The 26,441-nt window shown below is 72.2% G+C and carries 28 protein-coding genes; 5 read left to right on the top strand and 23 right to left on the bottom strand.

The window, feature by feature from the left end; genetic code table 11:
- Positions 1–49: 49 nt before the first annotated feature.
- Positions 50–1,384: an ABC transporter substrate-binding protein gene (locus tag ACTHM3_RS14565; protein ID WP_440407006.1), complete on the bottom strand. Its 1,335-nt coding sequence runs from the start codon at positions 1,382–1,384 to the stop codon at positions 50–52.
- A gap of 231 nt (positions 1,385–1,615) precedes the next feature.
- Positions 1,616–2,503, bottom strand: a complete 888-nt coding sequence (locus tag ACTHM3_RS14560; RefSeq protein WP_440407004.1) for an amidohydrolase family protein — start codon at positions 2,501–2,503, stop codon at positions 1,616–1,618.
- A 19-nt stretch (positions 2,504–2,522) separates the two neighbouring features.
- On the opposite strand from ACTHM3_RS14560, the gene ACTHM3_RS14555 reads away from it, so the two are divergent.
- Positions 2,523–3,278 (top strand): FadR/GntR family transcriptional regulator, encoded by a 756-nt coding sequence (locus ACTHM3_RS14555; RefSeq protein ID WP_440407003.1) that lies wholly within the window; start codon positions 2,523–2,525, stop codon positions 3,276–3,278.
- Here the strand turns inward: ACTHM3_RS14555 and ACTHM3_RS14550 are convergent.
- The 6 genes from ACTHM3_RS14550 to ACTHM3_RS14525 form a co-directional block, all read right to left on the bottom strand.
- On the bottom strand, positions 3,254–4,558 hold the full coding sequence (locus ACTHM3_RS14550) for an L-fuconate dehydratase (RefSeq protein WP_440407002.1): 1,305 nt from the start codon (positions 4,556–4,558) through the stop codon (positions 3,254–3,256). The genes ACTHM3_RS14555 and ACTHM3_RS14550 overlap by 25 nt on opposite strands.
- On the bottom strand, positions 4,555–5,544 hold the full coding sequence (locus ACTHM3_RS14545) for an aldo/keto reductase (protein ID WP_440407000.1): 990 nt from the start codon (positions 5,542–5,544) through the stop codon (positions 4,555–4,557). Before ACTHM3_RS14545 ends, ACTHM3_RS14550 begins: the two co-directional genes overlap by 4 nt.
- 104 nt (positions 5,545–5,648) lie before the next feature.
- Entirely contained in the window at positions 5,649–6,668 is a 1,020-nt protein-coding gene (locus tag ACTHM3_RS14540) for a LacI family DNA-binding transcriptional regulator (RefSeq protein WP_440406999.1), read from the bottom strand.
- Positions 6,669–6,697: 29 nt separating this feature from the next.
- Positions 6,698–7,150 (bottom strand): MaoC family dehydratase, encoded by a 453-nt coding sequence (locus ACTHM3_RS14535; RefSeq protein WP_440406998.1) that lies wholly within the window; start codon positions 7,148–7,150, stop codon positions 6,698–6,700.
- On the bottom strand, positions 7,147–8,274 hold the full coding sequence (locus tag ACTHM3_RS14530) for an extracellular solute-binding protein (RefSeq protein ID WP_440406996.1): 1,128 nt from the start codon (positions 8,272–8,274) through the stop codon (positions 7,147–7,149). The genes ACTHM3_RS14535 and ACTHM3_RS14530 overlap by 4 nt, the downstream gene beginning before the upstream one ends.
- Entirely contained in the window at positions 8,271–9,446 is a 1,176-nt protein-coding gene (locus ACTHM3_RS14525; protein WP_440406994.1) for a CaiB/BaiF CoA transferase family protein, read from the bottom strand. The genes ACTHM3_RS14530 and ACTHM3_RS14525 overlap by 4 nt, the downstream gene beginning before the upstream one ends.
- 97 nt (positions 9,447–9,543) lie before the next feature.
- Here ACTHM3_RS14525 and ACTHM3_RS14520 point away from each other — a divergent pair, with 97 nt between their 5' ends.
- Together ACTHM3_RS14520 and ACTHM3_RS14515 are read left to right on the top strand one after the other, a co-directional pair.
- Entirely contained in the window at positions 9,544–10,194 is a 651-nt protein-coding gene (locus ACTHM3_RS14520) for a dienelactone hydrolase family protein (RefSeq protein WP_440406992.1), read from the top strand.
- Positions 10,194–10,601, top strand: a complete 408-nt coding sequence (locus ACTHM3_RS14515) for a DUF4383 domain-containing protein (RefSeq protein WP_440406991.1) — start codon at positions 10,194–10,196, stop codon at positions 10,599–10,601. The genes ACTHM3_RS14520 and ACTHM3_RS14515 overlap by 1 nt, the downstream gene beginning before the upstream one ends.
- 34 nt (positions 10,602–10,635) lie before the next feature.
- On the opposite strand, the gene ACTHM3_RS14510 is transcribed toward ACTHM3_RS14515, so the two are convergent.
- Together ACTHM3_RS14510 and ACTHM3_RS14505 are read right to left on the bottom strand one after the other, a co-directional pair.
- On the bottom strand, positions 10,636–12,294 hold the full coding sequence (locus ACTHM3_RS14510) for an alpha-keto acid decarboxylase family protein (RefSeq protein WP_440406989.1): 1,659 nt from the start codon (positions 12,292–12,294) through the stop codon (positions 10,636–10,638).
- A gap of 10 nt (positions 12,295–12,304) precedes the next feature.
- Positions 12,305–13,600 carry an ATP-dependent DNA helicase gene (locus tag ACTHM3_RS14505; RefSeq protein WP_440406987.1) on the bottom strand — a complete coding sequence of 432 codons (1,296 nt, stop codon included), beginning with the start codon at positions 13,598–13,600 and terminating at the stop codon, positions 12,305–12,307.
- Positions 13,601–13,626: 26 nt separating this feature from the next.
- On the opposite strand from ACTHM3_RS14505, the gene ACTHM3_RS14500 reads away from it, so the two are divergent.
- Entirely contained in the window at positions 13,627–14,586 is a 960-nt protein-coding gene (locus ACTHM3_RS14500) for a hypothetical protein (RefSeq protein ID WP_440406985.1), read from the top strand.
- A 33-nt stretch (positions 14,587–14,619) separates the two neighbouring features.
- On the opposite strand, the gene ACTHM3_RS14495 is transcribed toward ACTHM3_RS14500, so the two are convergent.
- The 13 genes from ACTHM3_RS14495 to ACTHM3_RS14435 form a co-directional block, all read right to left on the bottom strand.
- Complete coding sequence (locus ACTHM3_RS14495; RefSeq protein WP_440406983.1) at positions 14,620–16,620, bottom strand: cytochrome c oxidase assembly protein; 2,001 nt, start codon at positions 16,618–16,620, stop codon at positions 14,620–14,622.
- Between the two features lie 120 nt (positions 16,621–16,740).
- On the bottom strand, positions 16,741–17,025 hold the full coding sequence (locus ACTHM3_RS14490; RefSeq protein WP_440406981.1) for an HU family DNA-binding protein: 285 nt from the start codon (positions 17,023–17,025) through the stop codon (positions 16,741–16,743).
- 134 nt (positions 17,026–17,159) lie between these two features.
- Positions 17,160–17,465 carry a 30S ribosomal protein S14 gene (gene rpsN / locus ACTHM3_RS14485; protein WP_440406980.1) on the bottom strand — a complete coding sequence of 102 codons (306 nt, stop codon included), beginning with the start codon at positions 17,463–17,465 and terminating at the stop codon, positions 17,160–17,162.
- A gap of 2 nt (positions 17,466–17,467) precedes the next feature.
- Positions 17,468–17,635 (bottom strand): 50S ribosomal protein L33, encoded by a 168-nt coding sequence (gene rpmG, locus ACTHM3_RS14480; protein WP_096419968.1) that lies wholly within the window; start codon positions 17,633–17,635, stop codon positions 17,468–17,470.
- Between the two features lies 1 nt (position 17,636).
- A complete protein-coding gene (rpmB, locus tag ACTHM3_RS14475; protein ID WP_141143797.1) occupies positions 17,637–17,873 on the bottom strand; it encodes a 50S ribosomal protein L28 in 237 nt (78 codons plus the stop codon).
- A 147-nt stretch (positions 17,874–18,020) separates the two neighbouring features.
- Complete coding sequence (locus ACTHM3_RS14470; protein WP_440406978.1) at positions 18,021–18,431, bottom strand: Fur family transcriptional regulator; 411 nt, start codon at positions 18,429–18,431, stop codon at positions 18,021–18,023.
- Entirely contained in the window at positions 18,428–19,327 is a 900-nt protein-coding gene (locus ACTHM3_RS14465) for a metal ABC transporter permease (protein WP_440406977.1), read from the bottom strand. Before ACTHM3_RS14465 ends, ACTHM3_RS14470 begins: the two co-directional genes overlap by 4 nt.
- Positions 19,324–20,142: a metal ABC transporter ATP-binding protein gene (locus ACTHM3_RS14460; protein WP_440406975.1), complete on the bottom strand. Its 819-nt coding sequence runs from the start codon at positions 20,140–20,142 to the stop codon at positions 19,324–19,326. Before ACTHM3_RS14460 ends, ACTHM3_RS14465 begins: the two co-directional genes overlap by 4 nt.
- Positions 20,139–21,050, bottom strand: a complete 912-nt coding sequence (locus ACTHM3_RS14455) for a metal ABC transporter solute-binding protein, Zn/Mn family (protein WP_440406973.1) — start codon at positions 21,048–21,050, stop codon at positions 20,139–20,141. The genes ACTHM3_RS14460 and ACTHM3_RS14455 overlap by 4 nt, the downstream gene beginning before the upstream one ends.
- A 260-nt stretch (positions 21,051–21,310) precedes the next feature.
- Entirely contained in the window at positions 21,311–22,699 is a 1,389-nt protein-coding gene (locus tag ACTHM3_RS14450; RefSeq protein ID WP_440406972.1) for a dihydrolipoamide acetyltransferase family protein, read from the bottom strand.
- Positions 22,700–22,710: 11 nt separating this feature from the next.
- Complete coding sequence (locus tag ACTHM3_RS14445) at positions 22,711–23,667, bottom strand: alpha-ketoacid dehydrogenase subunit beta (RefSeq protein ID WP_440407011.1); 957 nt, start codon at positions 23,665–23,667, stop codon at positions 22,711–22,713.
- 83 nt (positions 23,668–23,750) lie between these two features.
- Entirely contained in the window at positions 23,751–24,869 is a 1,119-nt protein-coding gene (locus ACTHM3_RS14440) for a thiamine pyrophosphate-dependent dehydrogenase E1 component subunit alpha (protein WP_440406971.1), read from the bottom strand.
- A gap of 23 nt (positions 24,870–24,892) precedes the next feature.
- Positions 24,893–25,954, bottom strand: coding sequence for a histidinol-phosphate transaminase (locus tag ACTHM3_RS14435; protein ID WP_440407009.1), 1,062 nt, complete (start codon positions 25,952–25,954; stop codon positions 24,893–24,895).
- A 23-nt stretch (positions 25,955–25,977) separates the two neighbouring features.
- Between ACTHM3_RS14435 and ACTHM3_RS14430 the strand changes: the two genes are divergently transcribed.
- Positions 25,978–26,436 (top strand): phage holin family protein, encoded by a 459-nt coding sequence (locus ACTHM3_RS14430; RefSeq protein WP_440406969.1) that lies wholly within the window; start codon positions 25,978–25,980, stop codon positions 26,434–26,436.
- The last annotated feature ends 5 nt before the right edge of the window (positions 26,437–26,441 follow it).

Genomic DNA, 26,441 nt, shown 5'->3' with positions numbered 1-26,441 from the left:
GGGGGGGGGGGCCGGGGCCGGGGGGGGGCGGCCCCGGGCCCCGCGGGCGTCAGCCCTTGGTGACCACCTTGTATCCGGCGGCCTTCGCCTTCGACACGAGATCGCTCGTGAAGTCGGACCAGGCCTTGTCGAACGACTGGCCGGCCGCGAGATCCTTCGCGATGGTCGAGGTCCACTCGCCGCCGGTGTCGTACAGCAGGTAGCTGTAGTCGGTCGGCACGGTGTCGATCGCGGGGGCGAAGGTCGCGAGGGTCGAGTTCGTGTCGGCGTAGAAGTCGTCGGACTTCTGCTTGTCGAGCCACGGCTGCTGCATCGAGGTGTACGCCGGGAGGCCCGTCGACAGGTCGACCTGCCAGGCGGGGTCGCTGACGACGAACTTCATGAACTCCTTGGCGTTCGCGAGCTCCTTGCCCTTGATGTGCGAGGACATGCCCCACAGGCCGCCGCCCTCGTCGCCCATCTGCACCTCGGACGAGCCCGGCCAGGTGAGCCCCTGAGCGGCCTGCATCGTGCCCTTCGGCAGCTTCCAGGTCTGCTGGAACAGGTAGTCGCCCCACCACACGGCACCCGGGCTCATCGCGAGCTTCGGGCCGACCGTGGCGGCGTCGGCGTCGAAGATGCCGGCGGTCGACAGCGCCCCGGCGGCGTTCATGTTCGAGAGCATCTTCTCGGCGCGGGTGCACTTCTCGTCGGCGAAGTCGATGCGCACGGTGCTCGCGTCGACCGCGACGTTGGTCGGGCAGTCCGACGCCCAGAGGTAGCGGTTCGGCGCGTAGGCGTCGCCGGTGAACCCGCTCACGTAGCCGGGGTGCTCCTTCGCGATCTTCACCGCGAGCTGCTCGTACTGGTCCCACGTGGTCGGGACGGTGTAGCCCCACTGGTCGAAGAGCGACTTGTTGTACCAGAAAACGTCTGGCGCGGCGTCGTTGCGGAGGCACTTGTACGAGCCGCCGATGAAGCAGGAGGCCAGCGCCTTCTTCGTGTAGCCCTTCGTGAGGTCGGGCGTCTCCTTGCTCATGTCGGCCGTGTAGCCGGTCTTCGCCGCCCACGCCACGTCGTCGTTCGACGGGAAGAAGATCGCGTCCGGCCAGCCCTTGCCGGCGGCGTCGAACTGCGCGAAGTGCTGGCGGGTCGTCGTCGCTCCGACGGTGCTGTCGATCTGGACGATGTTGATCGGGATCTCGGGGTGCGCCTTCTTGAAGGCGTCGGCAGCCGGGACGCGGGGCGCATCGACCCAGACGGTGATCTTGCCGCCCGAGTCCGTCTGGGCGCCGCCCGCGGCACCGCCTCCCCCGCTCCCGCCGGAGCAGCCCGCGAGGGCGAGGCCCACGACCGCGAACGCCGCGACGGCGCCGGCCGCAGCCCGCCACCTGCTTGTCTTCATTGACACTCCTTCGTGATCTCTGACACGCGGCCTGGTGCGTCCGCGCGCACGCCGCCCGCCGGGTCCGGTGCTCAAACGTTATCCCTCGTCGGGACGAGGATCAACGAGCGCGGGACGTCGGCGTCTCCGACGGTGGAGTCGACGGGTCGAGGTCGACGATACATCGGATGAATCGGCGCGGCAATCGGGATTCTGCGAGGAATCGGCCGCTACCGGCCGCCAGAGATTGGACTATTCGGGCGGAGTGCGGTTCTCGCGGCTCGCCGGCAGTCCGTAGAACCGATGCGCGGTCCCGGAGAGCACCGCGTCGAGCTCGGACGGGTCCAGCCCGTCGAGCGCGGCGCGCACGCCCTCCCACACGCGGGCGTATCCGCCGGCCAGGAGCGACATGGGCCAGTCGCCGCCGTACATGAGCCGGTCGGGGCCGAACAACTCGATCGCCCGCTCGACGAACGGGCGCACGAGGTCCGTGGTCCAGGCCGCGGGGTCCTCCCCGGTCGCGTACAGCCCGCTGACCTTCGCGAACACCCGCGGGTTCGAGGCGGCGACGGCCATCTGCCGGTCCCACACCGCGGCGGCCTCGGCGCTCCCGCCGATGGGGGGCTTCGCGAGATGGTCGATGACGATGCGCAGCGCCGGATGCCGCTCCGAGATCAGCGGCACGAGGTCCAGGTGCTCCGGCAGCACGGCGACGAGATCGAAGGGCACGCCGGCGGCCTCGAGAACGCCGAGACCGGCATCCGGGCCCGGCGTCGCGAGCCAGCCGGGGTCCGGGAGGTCGTGGATGAGGTTCCGAACCCCGACGAAGAGCTCCGACTGCGCGCGTCGCCGCTCCAGCTCCGCGGCGGCCGCCTCCGGCTCGCCGAGCGGCACCCATCCGACCACGCCGACGACCTCGGGATGCGCTGCCGCGGTGGCGAGCATGAGGTCGGTGTCGGCCGCGTTGTCGGCCGCCTGCACGAGCACGGTGCCCGCGATGCCGGCCGCGCGCAGCTCCGGCAGCACCTCGTCCTCGCCGATCGTCCGTTGCAGAGTCGGCAGGTCGGGGGTCAGCCAGTCGTAGCGACCGTGCTCCAGGTCCCAGACGTGTTGGTGCGCATCGATCATCGGGGCGGTCACGCGGGCCATGATAGGTCCGATGACTACCTCGCAGACCGACGTCGTGGTGCAGGGCGTCCGGGAGATGATCCGGTCGCGCCGGCTCGGACCGGGGTCGAGGCTCCCCATCGAGCGCGACCTCGCCGAGGAGCTCGGCGTCTCGCGCGGCTCCCTCCGCGAGGGCGTCCGCGCCCTCTGCATCATGGGCGTGCTCGAGACCCGACAGGGCGACGGCACCTACGTCACCTCGCTCGACGCGCAGCTGCTGCTGGCCCCGATGAGCTTCATGGTCGACCTGCAGGCGCCCGAGCACCGCGACGACCTGCACGTCGTGCGCCGCGTGCTGGAGACCGAGGCCGCCGCACGCGCGGCGCGTCTGATCGACGACGCGGCGCTCGACGAGGCCGAGGCGGTGCTCGAGGGGGTGTCCGAGCTCGTCGCGGGCGGCCGCGACGCCGACCACGAGCGCATCCTCGACGCCGACATCGCCTTCCACCGCATCATCGCGCACGCCTCCGGCAACGCCGCCCTCGCCTCGCTGATCGACGCGCTCGCCGACCGCACCTCGCGGGCGCGGCTCTGGCTGGGACTCCAGCACCATGGGCAGATCGAGACGGCGCACAGCGACCATCGCGCGATCCTGGCGGCCCTGCGGGCGCACGATCCGGACCGCGCCCGGCACATGATGGACCACCATCTCCTGGTCGTGGAGGATCGCCTGCACGACGCGGGTGACGACGCGCCGGCTCCGACGGATCGGGCGGCGACGGATCAGGCGGCGACGGACGCCCAGTAGCCGCCGTCCGGGTAGCTGTAGCGGGCGACCGACTCCTCGTGCATCTCGGCGCTGTAGCCGGGCTGCGAAGGCAGCACGTACGCGCCGTCGCGCACGATGCACGGGTCGACGAAGTGCTCGTGCAGGTGGTCGACGAACTCGGTGACGCGGTCGTCGAGGCTGCCGGAGACGGCGACGTAGTCGAAGATCGACAGGTGCTGCACGAGCTCGCAGAGCCCGACGCCGCCCGCGTGCGGGCAGACCGGCACTCCGAACTTCGCCGCCATGAGATACACGGCCAGGATCTCGTTGATGCTCGCGAGACGCGCCGAGTCGAGCTGGCAGTAGTCGATCGCCTCGGCCTGGAACATCTGCTTGAACAGCACCCGGTTCATCCCGTGCTCGCCCGTCGCGACGCCGATCGGTGCGACCGCCCGGCGGACGGCGGCGTGTCCGAGCACGTCGTCCGGGCTTGTCGGCTCCTCGATCCAGTGCGGCTGGAACTCGGCGAGCGCGCCGATCCACTCGATCGCCTCCGGCACGTCCCAGACCTGGTTGGCGTCGATCATGAGCTTCGCGTCCCAGCCGATGACCTCGCGCGCGATGCGCAGGCGCCGGATGTCGTCGTCGCGGTTCGCGCCGACCTTGAGCTTGATGTGCTTGTAGCCGGCGTCCACCGCCTCCTGCAGCAGGCGGCGGAGCTTGTCGTCGCTGTAGCCGAGCCACCCCGCACTCGTGGTGTAGCAGGGGTAGCCGGTGCTCTCGAGCTCGGCGATGCGCTGCCGGCGAGTCGGAGCCTTCTCGGTGAGGATCGCGATCGCCTCGTCGCGGGTCAGGGCGTCGGAGAGGTAGCGCAGGTCGGCGGCGTCGACGAGCTGCTCCGGCGACATCTCGGCCAGCAGGCGCCAGAGCGGCACGCCCGCGACCCGCGCCGCGAGATCCCACATGGCGTTCATCACCGCCGCCATGGCGAGGTGCTCGACCCCCTTGTCCGGGCCGAGCCAGCGCAGCTGCGAGTCGGACGCGAGCTCCCGATACACCCGACCGAGGTCGGCGACGCTGTCCTCGACCGAACGGCCGACCAGCGGCAGGCCGCGCTGCCGGGCGGCCTCGGTGCAGAGATCGTTGCCGCGACCGATCGTGAAGGTGAAGCCGTATCCGCGGATCGCGGGGTCGTCGGTGTGGATCACGACGTAGGCGGCGGAGTAGTCGCCGTCCTTGTTCATGGCGTCGGATCCGTCCTGCGTGAGCGAGGTCGGGAAGCGCACGTCGTGCGCGGTGACGGCGGTGATCGTGGTCACGGGAGGTCCTCTCGGGAGGGCGAAGGGACGAGCCCGGCGGTGGCGAGCTCCTCCCAGAGGGCGTCGGGCACGACGGCGGCGGCCCGCTCGACGGTCTGCCCGACCTGGCTCGCGGTCCGGGCGCCGATGACGGCGGAGACGACCGCCGGATGCCGCAGCGGGAACGCGATCGCCGCCTCCGGCAGCGTCACCCCGTGGGCGCGGCAGATCCGGGCGATCGCCCGGGCCCGGTCGAGGAGCTCGGCGGGCGCCGGTCCGTACTCGTAGGTCGCGTCGTCGGCGGGCTCGGGGCGGCTGAGCAGCCCCGAGTTGTAGACCCCGGCCGCGACGACGCCGACCCCGCGGTCGAGGGCGAGCGGCAGGAGCTCCCGCTCGGCCTCCTGGTCGAGCAGCGTGTAGCGCCCGGCGCACATGACGACGTCGACGTCGGCCCGGCGGATCAGCTCGGCGAGCGGCGCCGCATGGTTCATCCCCGCGCCGACAGCGCCGACGAGGCCCTCCTCGCGGAGCTCGATGAGCGCCGCGGCGCCCTCGCCGAAGGCCTGCTCCAGGTGATCGTCGGGGTCGTGCAGGTACAGGATGTCGATGCGGTCGAGCCCGAGCCGCTCGAGGCTCTCCTCGACTGAGCGGCGGATGCCGTCCCGGCTGAAGTCGAAGCGGCGCACGGCCGCCGCGGGCACGGCGAAGCCCTCGTCGTCCATCCGATCGGCGGTCGACGGGCTGGGCTCGAGGATCCGACCCACCTTGGTCGAGAGCACGAACGCGTCGCGCGGGCGACCGGCCAGCTCCCGACCGGAGCGCCGTTCGGAGAGCCCGAGCCCGTAGTGCGGGGCGGTGTCGAAGTAGCGGATGCCCGCGTCCCAGGCGGCGTCGATGGCCCCCGCGACCTCGGCGTCCGTGGTCTCCCGGTAGAGGTTGCCGAATTGGGCCATGCCCAGCCCGACCTCGGTGAGCTCCAGGCCGCCGCGCAACGTCGTCGTCCGCATCGTGTCCTTCCTCGCCAGCCGAGTCTAGGGGATTGATCCGATGTATTTGCCACCGTCGGCCGCGAGATCACAGGAAGCGGCTCTTGTGGCGCCGATAGATCGGGTCAATCGGCGCGCGGCGGGGCGGTGGATCCGCGGACGACCAGCCGCGGCGCCGGGTCGCGGACGACCGTATGCACGAGCTCGCCCCGCCGGATCCGCGCGTACACGCCGTCCATGGCCGCGACCCCGAGCTCGTAGAGCGGCATCCGCACGGTCGTGAGCGGGGGCCAGGTGTTCTCCGCCGGCCAGGCGTCGTGCACCGCGACCAGCGACAGCTCCTCCGGCACCCGGAGTCCCCGCGTGCGCGCCTCGAGCAGCGCCCCGAGAGCGGCGTTCACGTTCGCGACGACGACCGCGGTCGGCGGGGGCGATCCGGCCTCGAGCAGCCGCGCGATCGCCTCGCGACCCTGCTGCGGCGTGTAGCCCAGGTCGGTCACGAGACGGGCATCGACGGGCAGATCCGCCGCCGCCATCCCCTCGGCGAACCCCTCTGCCCGGCGCGCGGCGCTGTCGTTGCCCGGGAGGCCGCCGGCGTAGGCGATGCGCCCGTGCCCGAGCGCGACGAGGTGCTCCACCGCCCGTCGGGTCGCGGCCTGATCGTCGAGGATCACGGACGCGACGTCCGCGCCGCGTCGCGAGTTGACGAGCACCGCGGGCACCCGTCCGGCCAGCACGTCGCGGTATCCGTCGAGGTCCATCGCATCGCCCACCTGCACCACGACGCCGTCCACGCGCCCCTCGCCGAGCAGGCGGCCGAGCGCCTCGTCGCCGCGCTCCATGCCCTCGGCACGGGCGAGGAGCACGAGGTACCCGAGCTCGGCCGCCCGCGTCTCCACACCCCGCATGAGCTCGGAGAAGATCGCATTCGTGAGGTCGGGCACGACGAGCGCGACGACCTCGGAGCGCGCCGACTTCAGGGCTCGCGCCGCGGAGTTCGGTCGGTAGCCGAGCTCCGCCGCGGCCTCCTGGATCCGGCGGCGCGTCCCCTCACCCACCCGCGCGTCCGGCGCGTTGCTCAGCACGCGCGACGCGGCCGAGATCGAGACGCCGGCCCGTGCGGCCACGTCGGCGAGGGTCGCCATGCCGCCAGTGTACGGACGGGCCGCCCGGGTCAGTCGACGCGCTTGTTCACGAGGTAGAGGTGCGTGAGGACGAGCACCGTGCCGCCCGCCGCGGTGGTGACCGTGACGAGCTCGTGCACGTAGCCGAGGCGGCCCGGCTCCTTCGCGTGGTCGCGCTTCCCGGTGATCGCGGCCGTGACGTGCAGGGTGTCGCCGATGAAGACCGGGTTGATGAAGCGGATCCGGTCGTAGCCGTAGCTCATCGCCTGCGGATTGATGTCGCCCGCCGTCATCCCGACCGCGATCGAGAGCACGAGGGTGCCGTGCGCGATCCGCCGGCCGAACGGCTGCGTGGCGGCCCATTCCGCATCCATGTGGTGCGGGAAGAAGTCCCCGGTCTGCCCGGCGTGGAGGACGACATCGGTCTCGGTGAGCGTGCGTCCGACGAAGGAGCGCTCCTCGCCGACCTCGTAGTCCTCGAACCAGCGGTCGACGGTGTTCATCGGTCCTCCAGATGCCGGGCGGTCAGGTCGTCGAGGCGCCGCAGCAGCGTCGCGTCATCGATCTCGCGGCGGAGCGCCGCGGTCACGAGCGGGGAGGCCGCATCCTGCAGCGCCGGATAGCCGATGTGCCGCGGGCGCACGTACGCGCCCTCGAGCGTCGCCCGCGTGCCGCGGAAGAAGTCGAGGCTGTCGGCGTTGACGGCGGGGTCGTCCCAGGCGACCGCGTTGCCGGGCTGCCCTCCGCCGTCGTAGTACGGGCCCGCCTGCACCGTCGCCGAGTCGAGCCAGAAGGCGAAGTGGATCGCGGCCGCGAGATCGGCCGCCCGCGCGGACACGGCGATGCCGGCACCGCCCAGGAGCGAGCCGGCGACGCCCTCGGGCCCGCGCGGGATGTCGACGTAGCGCAGCCGGTGCGCTCGGAAGCCGGCGCGCGAGTAGTTGCTGTAGCCGAAGAGCAGCGGCGCGTACGCCCAGCGGTCGTCGGCCGCGAGCGCATCCGCGACCTCGATGGGGTTGGTCGCGAGGTCGGCCTCGGGCACGAGCTCGGCGAGTCGGTGCAGCAGGTCGAGCGCGCGCTCCCCGGCCTCCCGGTCGAGGAATCGGCCGTCGCGCATCGGCGGGCTGCCGGCATTGGCGGCGACGGTCACGAGGCTCGAGAACGCGTCGATCGGCTTCGCGGGCCAGCGCACGCGGCCGTCGGCGGCGAGCTCGAGCACCTCGGCCCAGGTGCGCGGCGGATCGGGCAGCAGATCCGGCCGGTACGCCGCGACCTGCGCGGCCGCGTCGGTCGCGAGGCCCCACTGCCGCCCGGCATGCGCGTAGCTGGCGTGCGAGGCGCCGACCGACTGGGCCGCGAGCACGGCCAGCTCGTCGTCGTGGCCGGTGCCGTCGAGCGCCGCGAGGATGCCGGACTCCGCCGCGATCGGGATGTGCGGATGGTCGATCACCAGCAGGTCGTAGCGCGCCGCGAGGTCCTGGAGGGGCTGGTCGGCGAACGCCTGGAGCGAGCGCTGCTCCCAGACGACCTCGACGTCCGGGCGCACCGCACGGTAGGCCGCCGAGGCCGCCACCACGCTGCCGTGGCCGCGGGCGTGCTCCCACGTCATCCCGCGCAGAGTCGTCACCGGTCGCCCCCGAACTCCGCCCGCACCGCGGCGGTGTGCTCGCCGAGCCGCGGGGCGGCGGCACCGCCGCGCGGGCGGGCGCCGTCGATGCGGAGCGGACTGCCGGTGGTCGTGACCCGCGCCGTGCCGCCGTCGGACGTCGCGCGCTCGACCTGCTGCGTCATCCCGATGGCGGCGAATCCCTCCGAGGCGACGAGCTGCTCGAGCGTCAGCACCGGCGCGCACCACACGTCCGCGGCATCGAGGATCTCGAGCCAGTGCGCCGTCGTGGCGCCCGCCAGCCGCGCCGCCAGCCGATCCCCGATCCACTCCTCGCGATCCCACCAGTCCTGCGGGTCGGTGAGCGCCTCCAGCTCGGGCAGGTCGAGGAGCCGCCCGAGGGTCGGGATCGGGTTCATCGCCAGCGCGAGGTACCCGTCGGCGGTCGGGTACGTGCCGTAGGGCGCGGGAAGGAAGGCGTGCGCCGCGTGCGGACCCGAGCGGCGCACCGTCACGGCGGGGTCGGTGAGGTGGGTGCTGAGCAGCTCGAACTGCAGGTCGAGCATCGCCTCGAGCAGGCTGGTCTGCACGTGACCGCCGACGCCGGTGCGGAACCGCCGGACGAGGAGCGCGGTCACGCCCTGCGCGATGTGGCAGCTCAAGAGGTGGTCGGCGATCGAGAGCCCCACGGGGACGGGGCCGTCCTCGCGCGAGCCGCTCAGCCACGGCATCCCGGTCATCGACTGCACGAGCAGGTCCTGGCCGGGCCGGCCCCGCCAGGGTCCCTCGTCGCCGTAGCCGGTCGCGCTCGCGTAGACGATCGCGGGGTTCAGCTCGCGCACCGATTCGTAGTCGAGGCCGATGCGCTCCATGACGCCGGGGCGGAAGTTCTGGATGACGACGTCGGCCCGCGCGACGAGGGTGCGGATCCACGCGAGGTCGTCCGGGTCCTTGAGATCGGCGGCGACGCTCTGCTTGCCGCGGTTCATGGCGTGGAACGAGACGGTGTCGCCGTCGACCGTCCGCCCGGCGAAGGCCAGCGTGCGGCCGATGTCGCCGCCCTGCGGGCGCTCCACCTTGATGACCCGGGCGCCGAGGTCGGCGAGGCGGAGCGCGGCGACCGGTCCGGCGAGGAACTGGCTGAAGTCGAGGACGAGGACGCCGTCGAGGGGGAGGGCGGTCGGGGACGGCATGGTGCTCCTGCTCGCATGTGTGCGCAATCGTTTGCTCACGTTAGCGGGTGCGGCCACGCGGGTCAATCGCCGCGGCGCCGGCCGGTAGCTTCTCTGCATGGGAGACATCGCCGACATCCCGTCGCCGGGCGTCGCGCTCACCTTCGGCGTTCCGGGCCGGCCGGCGGCGGTCGTCGTCCCCGACGCCTACGGGCGGCTGCCGTGGCTCGAGCCGTTCGCCACGGCGCTCGCGGATCGCGCGCGGCTGCGGGTTCTCGTGCCCGACCTCTACCAGGGCGCGGCGACCGACGACGTCGAGCAGGCCGAGCGGCTGCTCGCCGAGTTCTCGCTCGAGTCGGCGCTCGGCGAGGTGCAGGCGGCCGTGGCCGACGCGCGCACCGAGGGATCGGAGCGGATCGGCCTCGTCGGCTTCGGCACCGGCGGACGGATCGCGCTCCTCGCCGCGCAGGACGGCGCCGCCGACGCGGTGGTCGCGTACGACGCGATCCTCGGGGTCGACGAGCACGCGATCCTGCCGGCCCCGGTGCTGCTGCAGCTGGCGGAGATCGCGGAGTGGCTGCCCGGGGTCGATCCCGAGGGATTCGTCGACCGACTGCGCGACCACGGCACGCCCGTGGTGCGCCACGACTACGCCGGCGCGCGCCCCGGATTCGCGAACGCGACGGCCGGCGATTCGTTCGATGCGCGGATCGCGGCCCTCGCCTTCGCGCGGACCGCGGTCTTCCTCGAGGACAGGCTGCACGACTGATGCGATCCCCGAACCGCCTCCTCGGCGCGATCCTGGGCGCGGTCCATGTCGTCGTCGGCGTCGCCGGCTTCCTCGTGCCCGGCTCGACGGGGTTCGTCGACCGCCACGGCGGGCTGCTGCTCGGCCTGCTCCGGGTGAACCCCGCCCAGGACCTGCTGCACGTGCTGGTCGGCGCGGCCCTGCTCCTCGCGGCGCTCACCCGGCTGGCCGCTGCGAAGGTCGTCAACACGGTGGCCGGCACGATCTTCCTCGTCGTCGGGATCGCGGGGCTCTTCCTCGTCGGAACCGGGCACGACTACCTCTCCCTCAACGGGGTCGGCAACGTGCTGCACTTCGCGAGCGCCGCCATCCTGCTCGGCGCGGGGCTCGGCGGTGACCGGAGCGTGCGCACCCCGGTCACCGGCTGAGGCCGACCCCGGAGTCCGGGGGACGGGCCGGGCATCAGACGACGGGCGGCCGGCTCGCGGCGGCGGCCTGCGCCGAGAACGCCTTCAGCAGATCGGGCACGTCCAGGGGCGCGACGACCGCCTGGATGAGCAGCAGCTCCTCGCCCGCCCCGGCGAGCGCCGCCTGCAGCTCGCCGACGGTCGTGACCTTCACCCCGCGCCCGCCGCCGAGCGCGGCCGGGAGCGCCTGCCAGTCCCAGAGCTGGATGTCGTTGTAGACCGCCGTCTCGCCGCGGATCGTGCGCTCGATCGTGTAGCCCGCGTTGTCGACGAGCAGGATCGTCGCCGGCACCCGGTAGCGCAGGAGCGTGCCGAGCTCCGCGATCGTGAGCTGGGCCGCGCCGTCGCCGATGAGCACGAGCGGACGCCGCTCCGGCGCGGCGAGCGCGGCCCCGAGCCCCGCCGGGAGGCCGTAGCCGATCGAGGCCCACAGCGGCTGCGCGATCGCGAGCACGTCCCGCGGGAACGAGTGCGCGCCCATCCCGAAGAACGGCGTGCCCTGGTCGGCGACCACGAGGTCGCCGTCGCGCAGCTGGGCGGCGACCACGTCCCACATCGCCGACTGCGTCAGCGGCGCGTCGGGCGCGGGCGGCGTCGGGATCGCGGGGCGCGGCCGGCGGATCGGCTCCGCCGGCGTCGGGATCAGCCCGTTGAGCGCCGCGAGCGCGTCCGGTAGGGCGATCGGGGTGAAGCGCCGGCCGCCGATCGCGGTGCCGCGCGGGCCGACGTCGATCACGTTCGCCGTGCCGAAGCGCTGCGAGAAGAACCCGCTCGTCAGCTCGGTGAACTGCACGCCGGCCAGGATCAGCACGTCGGCGCCGTCGATCGTGTCGAGCAGCGGCTCCGGGCTCACGTCGCCGATGTAGGTGCCGACGAATCCCGGCGCGGTCTCGTCCACGACGTGCCGGCCCCAGAGCAGGGTCGCGTGCGGGATGCCGGTGGCGAGCAGCGCGTCCAGCTGCGCCCGGCCTCCCATCCGCTCCACGAGCACATCGGCGATGAGGGCCGGGTTCTGCGCGGTCGCGAGGATCGCCCGCGCCGCCTCCGTGAACTCGGCGAGCTCGCGCGGATCGGTGATGCCCGTGCGGGTCGGCAGCGGCGCGGCGGGCGGCGCGGCCGACGACGCGCCGACGTCCATGGGGATGAGGAGGTAGCCCGGCATCCGCCGCTCCCGCACCTCGCTGATGACGCGGTCGATCTCCGCGGTGGCGTCGTCGGCGTTGACGAGCGCCTGCACGGCCGTCACCTCAGCGGTCATCCGGGCGAAGTGCCGGAAGTCGCCGTCGCCGAGGGTGTGGTGCGTCGCCCGGCCGGCGACCTGGGTCGAGGAGCTCGGCGCGCCGACGACGTGCAGCAGCGGCACCCGCTCGGCCGCGGCGCCCGCGACGGCGTTGAGGGCGCTCAGCTCCCCGACGCCGAACGTCGTGAACACGGCACCGAGGCCGCGCACGCGGGCGTAGCCGTCGGCCGCGTACCCCGCGCCGAGCTCGTTGCCGCATCCGATCCACTCGACGCCGGTGTGCGCCTCGACCCGGTCGAGCATCCCGAGCGTGAAGTCGCCCGGGACCCCGAAGAGCCGGTCGACGCCGGCCTCCGCGAGACGGTCGAGGAGGTAGTCGGTGACGGTGTAGTCGGCGTCCGCGGTGGTGCTCACCTCCCCAGTCTCACCCGGCGAGCGGTCGCACGGCCGACGCGCCGGCCATGAACTCCCGCACGCGCTCGTCGACGATGATGTCGCTCGGGCGCAGCGGCCGCGTGAGGTACAGGCCCTCGAGCGCGGTGATCCGGCTGAGCGCCACGTAGGTCTGGCCCGGGGCGAACGAGCGCTGCCCGAGATCGACGATCGCGCGGTCGTAGGTCTTGCCCTGGGACTTGTGGATCGTGACCCCCCAGGCCAGGCGGAGCGGGAACTGCGTGAACTCGGCGACGACGTCCTTCTGCAGCGTCTTCGTCGCCGGCGAGTAGCGGTAGCGGTAGCGCTCCCACGTCGCCGGGCGGACCTCGTGCGGCTCCCCCGCGACCTCGACCGTCACGGCGCCCTGCCCGATCCGCACCACCTCGCCGATCGTGCCGTTGACCCACCGTCCCTCGGCGCCGCTGTCGTTGCGGAGGAACATGACCTGCGCCCCGACCTTGAGCTCGAGCCGCTCGTCGGCGGGGAACGCCCGACCCGAGAACTCGCCCTCGATCTCGGCTTCCGCGGAGAGCGATCGGCCGGGCAGGCGGGCGAGCGCGGCGGCGTTGATGCGGTTGACGGTCGCGTTCGTCGTCGCGAGCGTGATGGCGCCCTCGGTCGGCGCGGGGCGGGCACCGGTGTCGTTCAGCACCTTCGCCATCTCGGCCGTGACGGCGCCGTGCCGCACGGCTGTGAGCAGTCGCTTGAACTCGAGCTCGTGCTGCCGGTGGATCGTCGTGAGCTCGTAGATCGTGAGCTCCGCCACGTCCCACACCCGGGCGTCGAAGAACCAGGGAGAGCGGTAGCGGTCGGCGAAGTACGCCTGCTCGTCGGGGTCGCCCGGCACCGGCGCGAGCTGGAAGGGGTCGCCGAACAGCACGAGCTGCACCCCGCCGAACGCCTCGTGCGGTCGCTGCCGCGCCTGCCGCAGCGACCGGTCGACGGCGTCGAGCAGGTCGGCGTTGACCATCGAGACCTCGTCGATGACGAGCGTGTCGATCGTGCCGAGGAGCTTGCGGAGCTCCGGGCTCTGATCGATCCGGTGGTCGGCGATGACTCCCGTCGCGAGCCGGAACAGCGAATGGATGGTCTGCCCGCCGACGTTGAGCGCCGCCACGCCGGTCGGGGCGCAGATCACGATCTGTTTGGAGGAGCGCCACGAGAGGTGCTCGAGGAGCGTCGACTTGCCCGTGCCGGCGCGCCCGGTGACGAAGACGTGGTCGCGCGTGGTCTCGATGGCGGCGAAGACGGCCGCCTGCTCCGGGGACAGATCGGGCAGAGCCACCCGGAGACTGTACCTACTATTCAAGGGTGCGACGGGTGGTGCTGCGGTGGGTGGCGGCATCCGCGGTCCTCATGCTGGTGGGGGTGGGATCGGTCGCCCTGACCGTCGCCCTCGGGTACGGTCCCGGCTCCTTCGTCTCGGCCTACCTCGACGCGCTCGCCCGCCGCGACGCCACGAGCGCGCTCTCGCTCCCGGGCGTGGTCGCCGACTCGGGCGATCGGTCGCTGCTGACCTCGGCCGCGCTGCCGGGCCTCGCCGACGTCCGGGTCGTCAGCGACCAGGAGCACGACGGCGGCATCCACCGGGTGACCGCGTCGTGGACCTCGCACGGTGAGCCCGGCGAGTCGACCTTCGAGGTGCGCCGGATCGGCACCCGTCTGGGCGTCTTCCCGGTCTGGGGCTTCGCACAGAGCCCGGTCGCCCAGCTCTCGCTCGCGGTGCGGAACGCCCGCCAGGCGTCGGTCGGCCTCGCCACGGTCCGCACGCCCGGCTCGGGCGCGCGCGACTACCCCGTGCTCGTGCCCGGCGGCTACCGCTTCCTGGTGCAGACCGAGTTCGTGACCTCCGACGTCGTGCCGGTCGACGCCGACACGGTCGGAGAGCGCCTGACCGCGACGGTCGACGCCGAGGCGACGCCGCGGTTCGTCGCCCGGGTGCAGAAGCAGGTGGATGCGCTCCTCACCGAATGCGCGACGCAGAAGGTGCTGTACCCGACCGGCTGCCCGTTCGGCCAGGACATCCCGAACCGGGTGACCTCCGCGCCGCAGTGGTCGATCGTGCACCAGCCGATCGTGCGGCTGCAGGGGGCGGGAGACGGGGTGGGCTGGGTGATCCCCGCCGTCCCGGGGACCGCCCACCTGAAGGTCGACGTGCAGTCGTTGTTCGACGGATCCGCGTCGACCTTCGACAAGGACGTCCCGTTCACGATCGAGGCGACCGTGCGCGTCGACGACGCGGGCGACATCACGATCAGCGGGGTGCACTGACGCGCTCCCGCGACTCCTGACCGGGCGTCCGCGTCAGCCGCGGCCGGCGCGCTCGGCGAGCATCCGGTTGTACTCCTCGAGCTCCGCATCACCGTCGCGGTCGGCCTGCCGGTCGCGCCGCTTCGCCTCACGCTCGTCGCTGCGGCTCCAGAGGATCGCGACGCCGATCGCGAGGAGCACGGTGGGGATCTCGCCCACGCTCCACGCGATCCCGCCGGCCGCGCGCTGGTCCTCCAGCGGGCTCGGCCCCCAGGTGCGGCCCATCGCGCCGTACCAGTCGGCGAGGAAGAGCCCGTCGTCCGAGATGAGCGCGAGACCGAAGAACGCGTGGAACGCCATGACGATGAGGAGCAGCATCAGCCGGATCGGGTAGGGCGGGCGCGACTTCACCGGGTCGATGCCGACCAGGGTCTGCGTGAACAGGTACCCGACGATCAGGAAGTGCAGGATCATCCACTCGTGCCCGACGTGGTCGGTCGTCGCCCAGCGGAACAGGGGCGTGTAGTAGAAGACCCAGAGCGACGCGACGAAGAGCCCTCCCGAGACGAGCGGGTGGGTCAGCACGCCGGCCGCCTTCGAGTGGACGGCGATCATGATCCACTCGCGCGCTCCCCGGCTGCCGTCGTCGCGCTTGCGGATCGCCCGCATCGCGAGCGTCACCGGCGCCGACAGGACCAGCAGCAGCGGCACCGCCATCGTGAGCAGCATGTGCTCGAGCATGTGCACGCTGAACAGGAACTGCTCGTAGACGTTCGAGACGCCGCACGTCACCCAGAACAGGGCGGCCATCCCGAGGATCCAGAGCGCGGTCCGGTACCAGGGCCAGCGGTCGCCGCGGCGACGGAGCCGGATGACGCCCCAGACGTAGAACACGGTGCCGAAGCCGATGATGAACGCCCACAGGAGATCGATGTTCCACGCGGTCAGGTACTTGAGCGCGTCGATCGGCGGCGGGACCGGCCGGCCGGTGAGGATCTCCGCCGACGACGCCCCGCCTCCGCTCGCCGCCTCGACCGCGACGACCGGGGGCGCCGTCACCGAGAGCCCGGCCGCCACGCCGCTCGCGATGCCCATGAACGCGAGTTCCAGCGTCGCCGCGATCCAGAAGAAGCGCCGTTCGGCGGTGCGACGGAGGCGGTCGATGAGGATCCGCCGCTGGAACGCGCCGAAGATGCCGAGCGCGCCGAGTGCGGCGACCTTGACGAGCACGAGGAGGCCGTAGGGCGTCAGGAGCGCGTCCCACTGCCCGACTCGCAGCTGGGCGCTCACGGTGCCGGAGATCGCCACCACGATGAAGCAGATCAGGGCGATCGTGGAGTAGCGCTGCAGCACCGGGACGAGGCCGTCGACGGGGGCGCGGCTCTCGCGATCCGCCCGCAGTTGGCGCCAGCCGATCGCGGCCAGGATCACCAGACCGCCGATCCACAGCCCGGCGAAGAGGACGTGCAGCCAGATCGCGGTCGTCGCGATCTCGTGCGTCGCGTTGTCGCCCGCGTGGCCCTGCAGCTCGAGCGGGATGATGCCGATCGCCGCGCCCGCCGCCACGAACACCAGCGCGGTCTGGTTGCGCACCGCGAAGCACAGCACGGTGACGACCGCGCCGACGAGGGCGGTGGTCAGCCAGGCGCGGCCGAGGTCGCTCGTGGGCGAGGTGAGGAAGGTGCCGAGACCCTGGCCGAACGCCGGCCCGAGGCTCGGCGGCGTGCCCGCCGCGGAGGCGTAGCGCAGCACGCTGGCGATCGCTGCGGCGACGGTCCAGACCGCCGCGCCGCCCGCGGCGATGTCGAGGACGCGAGGGTACCGGTCGTCGGTGGAGGCGAACGCGAAGATCGCGAGCGCGAGGCCGCCGATCGCCGTCGCGATCCCGAGGTCGACGAGCACCTGCGCGACCGGGAAGCCGAACCGCACGAACGCGCCCGGATCCGACGCGACCGGCGCATCGGCGCCATGCCCCACCGCGAGCGCGACGAAGAGCGCCGAGACGGCGACGAGCAGGAGGACCGCGGGAGAGACGATCCGCGCGAGGCGGAGCACCCGACCAGGGTAGTTCCGCCCGGATGGGAGCGCGTCGAGTCGCCCCGACTGCGGACCGGACGCGGATGCGGAAGGCGCCGACCCCCTCGCGGGAGCGGCGCCTTCCGGGTGCGCGACGAGTTACTTCGCGGCGGCCTTGAGCTTCGAGCCCGCGGTCACCTTGACGCCGTAGCCGGCGGCGATCTGGATGGTCTCGCCGGTGGCCGGGTTGCGGCCCTCGCGAGCGGCACGATGCGTGCGCTCGACGGCCAACCAGCCGGGGATGGTGACCTTGGTACCGGCGTTGACCTGCTTCGCGAGCACGCTGAACAGCGAGTCCAGGACGCCGGAGACCGAAGCCTGGCTCTGGCCCGAGTCGGCGGCGATCGCGGCGACCAGGTCGGTCTTGTTCATGGAATCAGCCATGGGATGTCCTCCTCGGACGTCGAGATAGCGAAACGGCCCGCCCGATCGGTTCCCCGATCTGCGGGCCGCCCGCCAAGCTACCAGCACTTCCCCGTGATTCCGGGGATTTCGCCGGCGTTGTGAGCTTGTGGCGTTTACCAGCTCGACTTCGTGATGCCCGGCAGCTCGCCGCGGTGCGCCATGTCGCGGAAGCGGACACGGCTGATGCCGTACTGGCTCAGGACACCGCGGGGGCGCCCGTCGATGGCGTCGCGGTTGCGCAGCCGCACCGGCGACGCGTCGCGCGGGAGCTTCTGCAGGCCGACGCGGGCGGCCTCGCGGCTCTCGTCGGTGCCGTTCGGGTCGACGAGCTGCTTCTTCAGCTCGAGACGCTTCGCGGCGTAGCGCTCGACGATGACCGCGCGCTGGTCGTTCTTGGCGATCTTGCTCTTCTTGGCCATGCTTAGCGCTCCTCTCGGAACTCGACGTGCTTGCGCACGACCGGGTCGTACTTCTTGAGGACCAGACGGTCCGGGTCGTTGCGGCGGTTCTTGCGGGTCACGTAGGTGTACCCGGTGCCGGCCGTGGAGCGGAGCTTGATGATGGGACGGACGTCCTGCTGCTTGGCCATCTCAGATCTTCTCCCCGCGCGCCAGGAGGTCCTTGACGACGGACTCGATGCCGCGGGCGTCGATCACCTTGATGCCCTTGGCGGACAGCGTCAGGGTCACGGTGCGCTTGAGCGACGGGACGTAGTACTTCTTCTTCTGCACGTTCGGGTCGAAGCGGCGCTTCGTCCGGCGGTGCGAGTGCGAGATGTTGTGTCCGAAACCGGGGACGGCTCCGGTCACCTGGCAGACGGCTGCCATGGTTCCTCCAGTTCGTGGACGCGCTGCGTCCCGCTACCGTGAGCCGAGCGGCTCACCCAAGGTCACTTGTCGGCATGCGATCCGGGCCTCACGACCCGGTGCACACAAGAAGCGCCCCGAAGGGCACAACCTCAGAAGGCTACACCGTCAGCCGTGCTCGCGCGACTGCGTCTCGAGCTCCGCGGAGCACGCGGCGCAGTACCCGAAGACGTCGACGACGTGCTCCGGCTGCGTGAACCCGTTCGCGGCCGCGACCTCGCGCGCCCACTGCTCCACGGCATCCGCCTCGATCTCCACCGTCGTCCCGCACCGACGGCAGATGAGGTGGTGGTGGTGCCGGCCGGGCGTACAGGCGCGGTAGAGCGACTCGCCCTCCTGCTGCAGGGAGTCGGCCTCGCCCTCCGTCGCCAGGCTCGCGAGGGCGCGGTACACCGTCGCGAGCCCGACCTCGGAGCCGTGCTCCCGCATCGTCTGGTGCAGCGACTGCGCGCTCACGAATCCGGCGGTGTCGCCGAGCGCCTCGCGCACCGCCTCGCGCTGCCAGGTGTTCCGCTTCATGCCGGCCTCCGCTGCCGCTGCCGTCGTCGCACTGTACGCCGGGATCCCGTGATCCGGCAGACGAGGTAGATGAGGAACGAGATCGTGGTGACGTACGGGCTGATCGGCACGCTCGATCCGAGCGCCAGCAGGATCCCGCCGACGAGCGCGACGATCGCGAACACGGTCGACAGCACGGGCACCCAGAGCGGCGATGCCGAGATCCGCAGCGCGGCCGCGGCGGGCGTGACGAGGATGGACAGCACGAGCAGCGCCCCGACGATCTGCACGCTCACCGAGACGGCGAGCGCCAGCAGGATCATGAAGACGAGCGAGAGCGCCCGCACCGGCACTCCTCGTGCGGCCGCGACCTCGGCGTCGACGCTCGCGAATCCGAGCGGGCGCCAGACGATCGCGAGGCCGACGAGCACGATCACCGCGATGACGGCGAGCGATCCGAGCCGCGGGTCGTCGACCGCCACGATCTGCCCGGTCAGCAGACCGAACTTGTTCGCGTCCCGCCCCGGATAGAGGGCGAGGCACAGGATGCCGAGGCCGAGCCCGAAGGGCATGAGCACCGCCGTGATCGAGTTGCGCTCGCGCGCCCGTGCCCCGAGCACCCCGATGACCGCAGCGGCGATGACCGAGCCGATGAGCGATCCCTCGACGACGCCGACGCCGAGCAACAGCCCGGCGGCCGCGCCCGCGAACGACAGCTCGCTGATGCCGTGCACCGCGAAGGCGAGATCGCGCTGCACGACGAAGACGCCGATCAGGCCACCCACCAGCCCCAGCAGCAGGCCCGCGTAGACGGAGTTCTGCAGGAGCTGGAGCAGCTCGCCGTAGTCGGAGAAGTTGAAGAGCGTCGTCCACCAGTCGGCGGTCGGCAGGACCGCGGCGGCGAGGTGCGCGCTCACGGCAGGTCCCCCGCGTGGTCGTGCTCGTCGTGCTCGTGCGCGTGGTTCTGGTCGGGCGCCCCGACGATGACGACGCGACCACGCGCACGGATCACGTCGACCGGTGCGTCGTAGAGGTCGCTCAGGACGTCGCTGCGCAGCACCTCGTCCGGCGTCCCCACCCGGAACCGCCGGCCCGCCAGATACAGCACGCGGTCGACCATGCCGAGCACCGGGTTCACGTCGTGGGTGACGAAGAGGACGCCGAACCCGCGGTCCGTTCGGGTGCGGTCGATGAGCTCGCTCACGACGCCCTGGGCGCGGAGATCGAGCGACAGGAGCGGCTCGTCGCAGAGCAGGAGCCGCGGGTCGCCCGCGAGCGCCTGCCCGATCCGCAGCCGCTGCTGCTCGCCGCCCGACAGGCCGGCCACGGGGACGCGGGCGTAGTGGGTGGCGCCGACGGACTCGAGCACGGCGTCCACCCGCTGCCGGCGCGCACGGCTCGGGAGCGCGACCCCCCAGCGGTGCCCGTCGAGACCGAGCGCGACGAGGTCGCGTCCGCGCAGCGGCGTCCCCTCGTCGGCGAGGCGCTGCTGCGGCACGTAGCCGATGCGGCGGTCGCCGTGCCGGACGGGCTCCCCCAGGAAGGTCGCGCTGCCGGCGCTCAGCCGGTGCTGGCCGAGGATCGTCCGCAGCAGGCTCGTCTTGCCGGAGCCGTTCGCGCCGAGGACGGCCATGAACTCGCCGGGCCGCACGTCGAGGTCGAGGCCGCTCCACAGCACGCGGCCGCCGAGCGTCAGCTCGGCGTCGCGGAGGGAGAGCACGGGGTCGCTCATCGTCTGATCGCCTCCGCGATACTCGCGAGCACCCCCTGCTGCCACGGGATGTAGTGCAGGCCGCTCGGCAGGGTCTCGGAGACCGGGACGGCCGGGACCCCGTGCTTCTTGGCGGCGGCCAGCACGGCATCCGTCTGCGCGCCCGTCGTCTGCACGTTGTAGACGAGGACCGCCGCGGTCCCGTCCGTGAACTGGGCGAGCGTCTGCTGCAGCACCGAGGCCGGGACGTCGGTGCCGTCCTCGATCGCCTTGCTGAAGGCCGGCGGGGTCACGATGTCCATCTGCAGGGCCTCGAGCACGTAGTCGGGCACCGGCTCGGTGATCGCGGCGCCCACCCCGCGCGTCTGCGGGAGGAGGGCCTGTTCCGCCGACTCCAGTCCCGAGATCTGATCCTGGAGCTTCGCGGCGGCGCGGGCGTAGGCCTGGCCGTGCGCGGGGTCGGCGGTGTGCAGCGAGGCGGCGATCGCGTCGACGACCTTCGACACGGTCGGGTAGTCGTACCAGACGTGCTCGTTGAGCTGACTGCCCGACCCGTCCGCGTGGCCGGACAGCTTGACGGCGTCGATGACGAAGGCCTTCGTGTTCTTCGACGCCTTCAGCATCGTGCCGACGAAGTCGTCGTAGCCGCCCCCGTTCTCGATGACGACCGCGGCCTTCGAGATGGCGAGCTGCGTGCGGGCGTCGGCCTGGTACTCGTGCGGGTCCTTGTCGGGGTCGTCGATGATCGACGTCACGTCGACGTGGGACCCGCCGATCGTCTTCGCGAGGTCGCCGTAGACGTTCGTCGACGCCACCACGCGCACCCGCCCATCACCCGATCCGGCACCGTCGCCCCCGCCTCCGCTGCACGCGGCCAGCACCCCCACCAGCAGGGCGGCGGACAGGAGGGCGACAGAACGACGAAGCACGTCCCGACGCTACGCGCTATTGATAATCATTGTCAACACGGCGGATTGCGCTCGATGGGCGGGCCTGTGGCCGCAAACCGCGGGTGCACCACCCCCGCCACCAGCGTTTCCCGGCTACAGACAAGAGCGCAAACGGACGCCGACGCGAGAGCGCGAGCGGCCGCGAAGCGGACCCGGCCCTCCCCTCCCGGCCATAGCGATCGGCGCGACCACGTCGTGCCGATCGCGGAGCGACCCGCGCCGCAGCAGCGGCGGCGCGGTCAATCGAGCAGCAGCGCCGGCTCCTCGAGCACACTCGCGATGTCGGCGGTGAAGCGGCTCGCCACGTCGCCGTCGACGACGCGGTGGTCGAAGCTCGCCCCCACGGTGGTCACGAACGCGGGGCGCACCTCGCCGTCCACGACCCACGGCTTCTGCTTGATCGCGCCGAGGGCGATGATGCCGACCTCGCCGGGGTTGAGGATCGGGGTCCCCGTGTCCATCCCGTACGAGCCGAGGTTGGTGATCGTCACGGTCCCGTTCGCCATGTCGGCCGGGGTCGCGCGCCCCTCGCGGGCGGTGATGGTGAGCTGCTCGAGCGCCTTGGCGAGCTCGAGCAGCGACATCGACTGCGCGTCCTTGATGTTGGGCACGATCAGCCCCCGCGGCGTCGCCGCCGCGATCCCGAGGTTCACGTAGTGGTGGACCACGATCTCGTGGTCGGTCCAGGTCGAGTTGACCGTGGGGTTGCGCTGGCAGGCCCAGATCACGGCCTTCGCCATGACGAGCAGCGGGCTGATCCGGACCCCGGCGAACTGCGGCGACTTCTTGAGACGCTGCACGAGCTCCATGGTGCGCGTCGCGTTGACGTCGGTGAAGACGCTCACGTGCGGTGCCGTGAAGGCGCTCGACACCATCGCCTTCGCGATCGCCTTGCGGACGCCCTTGACCGGGATCCGCTCCTCGCGGTCCTCCGGCCAGGCCGGCGTGTCGAGGTTCTGGAAGACGCTCGCCTGCTGCGCGTGGCGGATGACGTCGTCGCGGGTGATCTCGCCGCCGATGCCGGTGCCGGTGACGGTGGCGAGGTCGACCTCGAGGTCCTTGGCGAGCTTGCGGATCGGCGGCTTCGCGATGACTCCGCCGGCGAGGGGCAGGACGCCGCGGCGGTGAGCGGACGCGGGCGGCGCCACGGCGGGGGCGGGCGGCGCACCGTTCCTGCGGCGGCGCGAGACCGCGTGGCCGCCGGATCCGTAACCGACGAGGACGGCGCCGCCGACCTCCCCGGGAACCTCCGGAGCGGTGGGGGCGGGTTCCGTCGCCGCGACCGGCGCGACGACCTGCGCGACGGCCGCGGGCGACGCGGCGGCCGGGGGCTGCATCCCGAGACCGTCCTCGTCGGAGCCGGGCGCCTCGAGCTCGATCGCGCCGCCGGCGGAGTCGACCCGGATGATGGGCGCGCCGACCTCGACCGTCGCGCCCTCCTCGGCGAGCAGCTCGGTCACGGTGCCGGCGAACGGCGACGGCAGCTCGACGAGCGACTTCGCGGTCTCGATCTCGACGAGCACCTGGTTGACCTGCACGGTGTCGCCGGGCGCGACCTTCCACTGCACGATCTCGGCCTCGGTCAGACCCTCGCCGACATCGGGAAGCGGGAACTCGGACTGCGCCATCGGTCGTCCTCTCAGTAGGCGAGCGCGCGGTCGACGGCCTCGAGCACGCGATCGGCGTCCGGCAGGTAGACCGTCTCGATCTTGGCCGGCGGGTACGGGGTGTCGTAGGCGGTCACGCGGATCACGGGGGCCTCGAGCGAGTAGAACGCGCGCTCGGCCACGGTCGCGGCGATCTCGGACGAGATGCTGACGTTGCCGGGCGCCTCCGAGACCACGACGAGCCGGCCGGTGCGCTGCACGGAGTCGAGGATCGGCGCGTAGTCGATCGGCGACAGCGAGCGGAGGTCGATCACCTCGATGCTCGTGCCCTCCCCCGCCGCGATCTCCGCGGCCTGGAGCAGGGTCGCGACCATCGCGCCGTGGCCGACCACCGTGGCGTCGGTGCCGGTGCGCACGACGCGACTCGCGTGCAGCGGCGTCGCGAGCCCGCGATCCACCTCGCCCTTCTGCCAGTAGCGGCTCTTCGGCTCGAAGAACAGCACGGGATCGTCGGACGCGATCGCCTGCTGGATCATCGTGAAGCCGTCCTGCGCGGTGGCGGGGCTCACGATCCGCAGGCCCGGGGTGTGCGCGAAGTACGCCTCGGGGCTCTCGGAGTGGTGCTCGATCGCGCCGATGTGGCCGCCGTAGGGCACGCGGATCACGACGGGCATGGGCAGGAGGCCCTCGTGCCGCGAGGTGATCTTCGCGAGCTGGGTCGTGATCTGGTCGAACGCCGGGAAGATGAAGCCGTCGAACTGGATCTCGCACACCGGGCGGTACCCGCGCATGGCGAGGCCGATCGCCGTGCCCACGATCCCGGACTCGGCGAGCGGGGTGTCGAGCACCCGGTCCTCGCCGAACTCGGCCTTCAGGCCCTCGGTCACCCGGAAGACGCCGCCGAGCGTGCCGATGTCCTCGCCCATGAGCAGGACCTTGGGGTCGGCGGCCATCGCCGCCTGCAGCCCCGCGTTGATGGCCTTGGCCATCGTGAGCGTCTGCGGCGCGGCCGCTGTCGGGGCCGGCGCTGCCGGCGCCTCGTCGGCGGTCATCGGCATGGTGGTCTGATCGGTCACTGCCCGTCCCCCTCCAACGACGCCTCGTAGGCGGTCAGCCAGGCGCGCTGCTCCTCGATCACCGGGTGCGGCTCGCTGTAGACGTGCGCGAACATGCTCTCGGGTTCCGGCACCGGCAGCTCGAAGATGCGGGTGCGAAGGTCGGCCGCGACGTCCTCGGCCTCGCGCGCCACGTCGGCGAAGAACTCGTCGCCCGCCCCGCGGAGCCGCAGGTGCTTCTCGAAGCGCGTGATCGGATCCCGTCCGCCCCAGTCGTCGACCTCGCCGCCCTCGCGGTACTTGGTGGGGTCGTCGCTCGAGGTGTGGGCGCCCATCCGGTAGGTCATCGCCTCGATGAAGCGCGGGCCGAGACCGCTGCGCGCCTCGTCGAGCGCGGAGCGGGTGACCGCGTACGACGCGAGCACGTCGTTGCCGTCGACCCGCACCGACGGGATGCCGTAACCGGCCGCACGGTCGACGAGCGGGGTGCGCGACTGTCGGGCCACGGGCACGGAGATCGCCCACTGGTTGTTCTGGAGGAAGAAGACCTGCGGGGTCTGGTAGCTCGCGGCGAAGACCATCGCCTCGTGCACGTCGCCCTCGCTGGACGCGCCGTCGCCGTAGTAGACGATGACGGCCTGGTCCGACTCCGGGTCGCCGGTGGCGATCACGCCGTCGAAGCGAAGACCCATCGCGTACCCCGTGGCGTGCAGCGTCTGCGAGCTCAGGACGATCGCGTAGAGGTGGAAGTTGCCGTGCGCCGCCGGGTCCCAGCCGCCGTGGCTGTTGCCGCGCAGCTGGCGGATGATCTGCAGGAGGTCGAGACCGCGGATCCGGCCGACGACGTGCTCGCGGTAGGAGGGGAAGACGTGGTCCTGGGCACGTGCCGCGTATCCGGAGCCGACCTGCGCCGCCTCCTGGCCCATGCTCGGGATCCACAGCGCGAGCTGGCCCTGCCGCTGCAGGTTGCCGGCCTCGAGGTCGAAGCGCCGGATCACCACCATCTGCCGGTGGAAGTCGAGCAGCCGCTGGTCGTCGAGCTGCGCGATGAGCGGCAGGTACGGCGCGGTGGCGTCGGACTGGACGATCTGCCCCTCGGGCGAGAGCAGCTGGATCGTCGCCGGGTCCTGGGACATGAGGACCACCCTATCCGCGCCGATCAGGCCCTTTCTCGGAGCATCGCCACAACCTCCGCGGTCGCGCGTAGGAGCGGATCGACAGATCCCTCCTCGCCGATGGACACCCGGATGCCGTCCGGCGGGAAGACGCGCGCGACGATGCCGCGCCGTTCGAGCGTCTCGGCGGCGGCCTCGGTGAGTTCACCGGTGGGCAGCCAGACGAAGTTGCCCTGCGGCTCGGGGACCGGCATCCCGGCGGCGGCGAGCCCCGCGCGCACCCGTCCGCGCCGCTCGACGAGCGCGGCGACCTGTTCGTGGAGCTCGGCCTCGTGCTCGAGGGCGGCGATCGCGGCGCGCTGGGCCGGCTCGGTCACCGACAGCGGGATGGCGGTCGATCGCGCCGCGTCGAGGATGTAGGAGGGCCCCAGGGCGTAGCCGACCCGCAGGCCGGCGAGGCCGAACGCCTTCGAGAAGGTGCGGAGCACGACGAGGTTCGAGTGGATCGGCAGCTGCTCGAGGCCGTCGACCGCGGCCGGGTCGGTCACGAACTCGCGGTACGCCTCGTCGAGGAGGACGAGCACCGTCTCGGGGACCCGCGCCATGAACGCGGCGAACTCCGCCGTGGTCACGGTGGTGCTGGTCGGGTTGTTCGGGGTGCAGACGAGGATGACGCGGGTGCGGTCGGTGATGGCGTCGGCCATCGCGTCGAGGCCGTGCCGCCCGTCCGGCAGCACCGGGACCGTGACGCTCGTCGCGCCGGCGACCGTCACGAGGCCCGGGTACGCCTCGAAGGACCGCCAGGCGTAGAGCACCTCGTCGCCGGGGCCCGCGGCCGCGCTGATCAGCTGCTGCAGGATCGCGACGGATCCGGCGCCGATGTGCACCTCGTCGCGGCCGACGCCGAAACGCTCGGCGAGCCGCTCGCGCAGCACCACCGCGGCTCCATCCGGGTAGCGGTTGACGCTCGACGCGCCGATCGCCTCGAGCACCGCGGGGTGCGGGTCGAACGGGTTCTCGTTGGACGACAGCTTGAAGGCGTCCGCGGCGGCCGGCCGGCCCTGGCGGTACGGCACCAGCGCGGCGATCTCGGGACGGAGGATCACGGGCACGGCGTCAGCCTAGGCGCGTGGCCGCTGTCGCCGCCCCGCGGTGCTCCGCCATGATGGTCGGCATGGGACGCCTGCTGCTCCGCCTGCTGATCTCGGCCCTCGCCCTGTGGCTGACGACGCTCATCATGAGCCCGCATCTCACGATCGACTCGTTCGACGATGCGAACAGCGTGGTCGCCTACATCGTGACGCTCGTGATCGTGGCGCTGATCTTCGGCATCGTGAACAGCGTCATCGGCGGGATCATCCGCGTCGTCGCCTTCCCGCTCTACGTCATCACGCTCGGCCTCATCTCGCTGGTGGTCAACGCGCTGCTGCTCCTGCTGGTGGCGTGGATCAGCAGCGTGATCGGGTTCGGCCTCCACGTGGAGAACTTCGGCTGGGGCGTGCTCGGCGCGATCGTCATCGGGGTGATCGGCTGGCTGATCGCCATCATCCTCCGGCCGTTCACGCGGTCCGGGGTCGAGCGCCGCTGACCGCG

It is taken from the genome of Pseudolysinimonas sp. (assembly GCF_051954455.1).
In the GTDB taxonomy this organism is placed as follows: Bacteria; Actinomycetota; Actinomycetes; order Actinomycetales; family Microbacteriaceae; genus Pseudolysinimonas.
This window is presented reverse-complemented; position numbering and strand designations above follow the sequence as displayed.

Coding starts and splice junctions, on each gene's coding strand:
- ACTHM3_RS14515 (WP_440406991.1), top strand. CDS start 10,194: ATGCGATCCCCGAACCGCCTCCTCGGCGCGATCCTGGGCGCGGTCCAT.
- ACTHM3_RS14545 (WP_440407000.1), bottom strand. CDS start 5,544: ATGCGGACGACGACGTTGCGCGGCGGCCTGGAGCTCACCGAGGTCGGG.
- rpmB (WP_141143797.1), bottom strand. CDS start 17,873: ATGGCAGCCGTCTGCCAGGTGACCGGAGCCGTCCCCGGTTTCGGACAC.
- ACTHM3_RS14470 (WP_440406978.1), bottom strand. CDS start 18,431: ATGAAGCGGAACACCTGGCAGCGCGAGGCGGTGCGCGAGGCGCTCGGC.
- ACTHM3_RS14490 (WP_440406981.1), bottom strand. CDS start 17,025: ATGGCTGATTCCATGAACAAGACCGACCTGGTCGCCGCGATCGCCGCC.
- ACTHM3_RS14540 (WP_440406999.1), bottom strand. CDS start 6,668: ATGGCGACCCTCGCCGACGTGGCCGCACGGGCCGGCGTCTCGATCTCG.
- ACTHM3_RS14440 (WP_440406971.1), bottom strand. CDS start 24,869: ATGTCCCAGGACCCGGCGACGATCCAGCTGCTCTCGCCCGAGGGGCAG.
- ACTHM3_RS14555 (WP_440407003.1), top strand. CDS start 2,523: ATGACTACCTCGCAGACCGACGTCGTGGTGCAGGGCGTCCGGGAGATG.
- ACTHM3_RS14450 (WP_440406972.1), bottom strand. CDS start 22,699: ATGGCGCAGTCCGAGTTCCCGCTTCCCGATGTCGGCGAGGGTCTGACC.
- rpmG (WP_096419968.1), bottom strand. CDS start 17,635: ATGGCCAAGCAGCAGGACGTCCGTCCCATCATCAAGCTCCGCTCCACG.
- ACTHM3_RS14525 (WP_440406994.1), bottom strand. CDS start 9,446: ATGCCGTCCCCGACCGCCCTCCCCCTCGACGGCGTCCTCGTCCTCGAC.
- ACTHM3_RS14535 (WP_440406998.1), bottom strand. CDS start 7,150: ATGAACACCGTCGACCGCTGGTTCGAGGACTACGAGGTCGGCGAGGAG.
- ACTHM3_RS14565 (WP_440407006.1), bottom strand. CDS start 1,384: ATGAAGACAAGCAGGTGGCGGGCTGCGGCCGGCGCCGTCGCGGCGTTC.
- rpsN (WP_440406980.1), bottom strand. CDS start 17,465: ATGGCCAAGAAGAGCAAGATCGCCAAGAACGACCAGCGCGCGGTCATC.
- ACTHM3_RS14520 (WP_440406992.1), top strand. CDS start 9,544: ATGGGAGACATCGCCGACATCCCGTCGCCGGGCGTCGCGCTCACCTTC.
- ACTHM3_RS14460 (WP_440406975.1), bottom strand. CDS start 20,142: ATGAGCGACCCCGTGCTCTCCCTCCGCGACGCCGAGCTGACGCTCGGC.
- ACTHM3_RS14445 (WP_440407011.1), bottom strand. CDS start 23,667: ATGGCCAAGGCCATCAACGCGGGGCTGCAGGCGGCGATGGCCGCCGAC.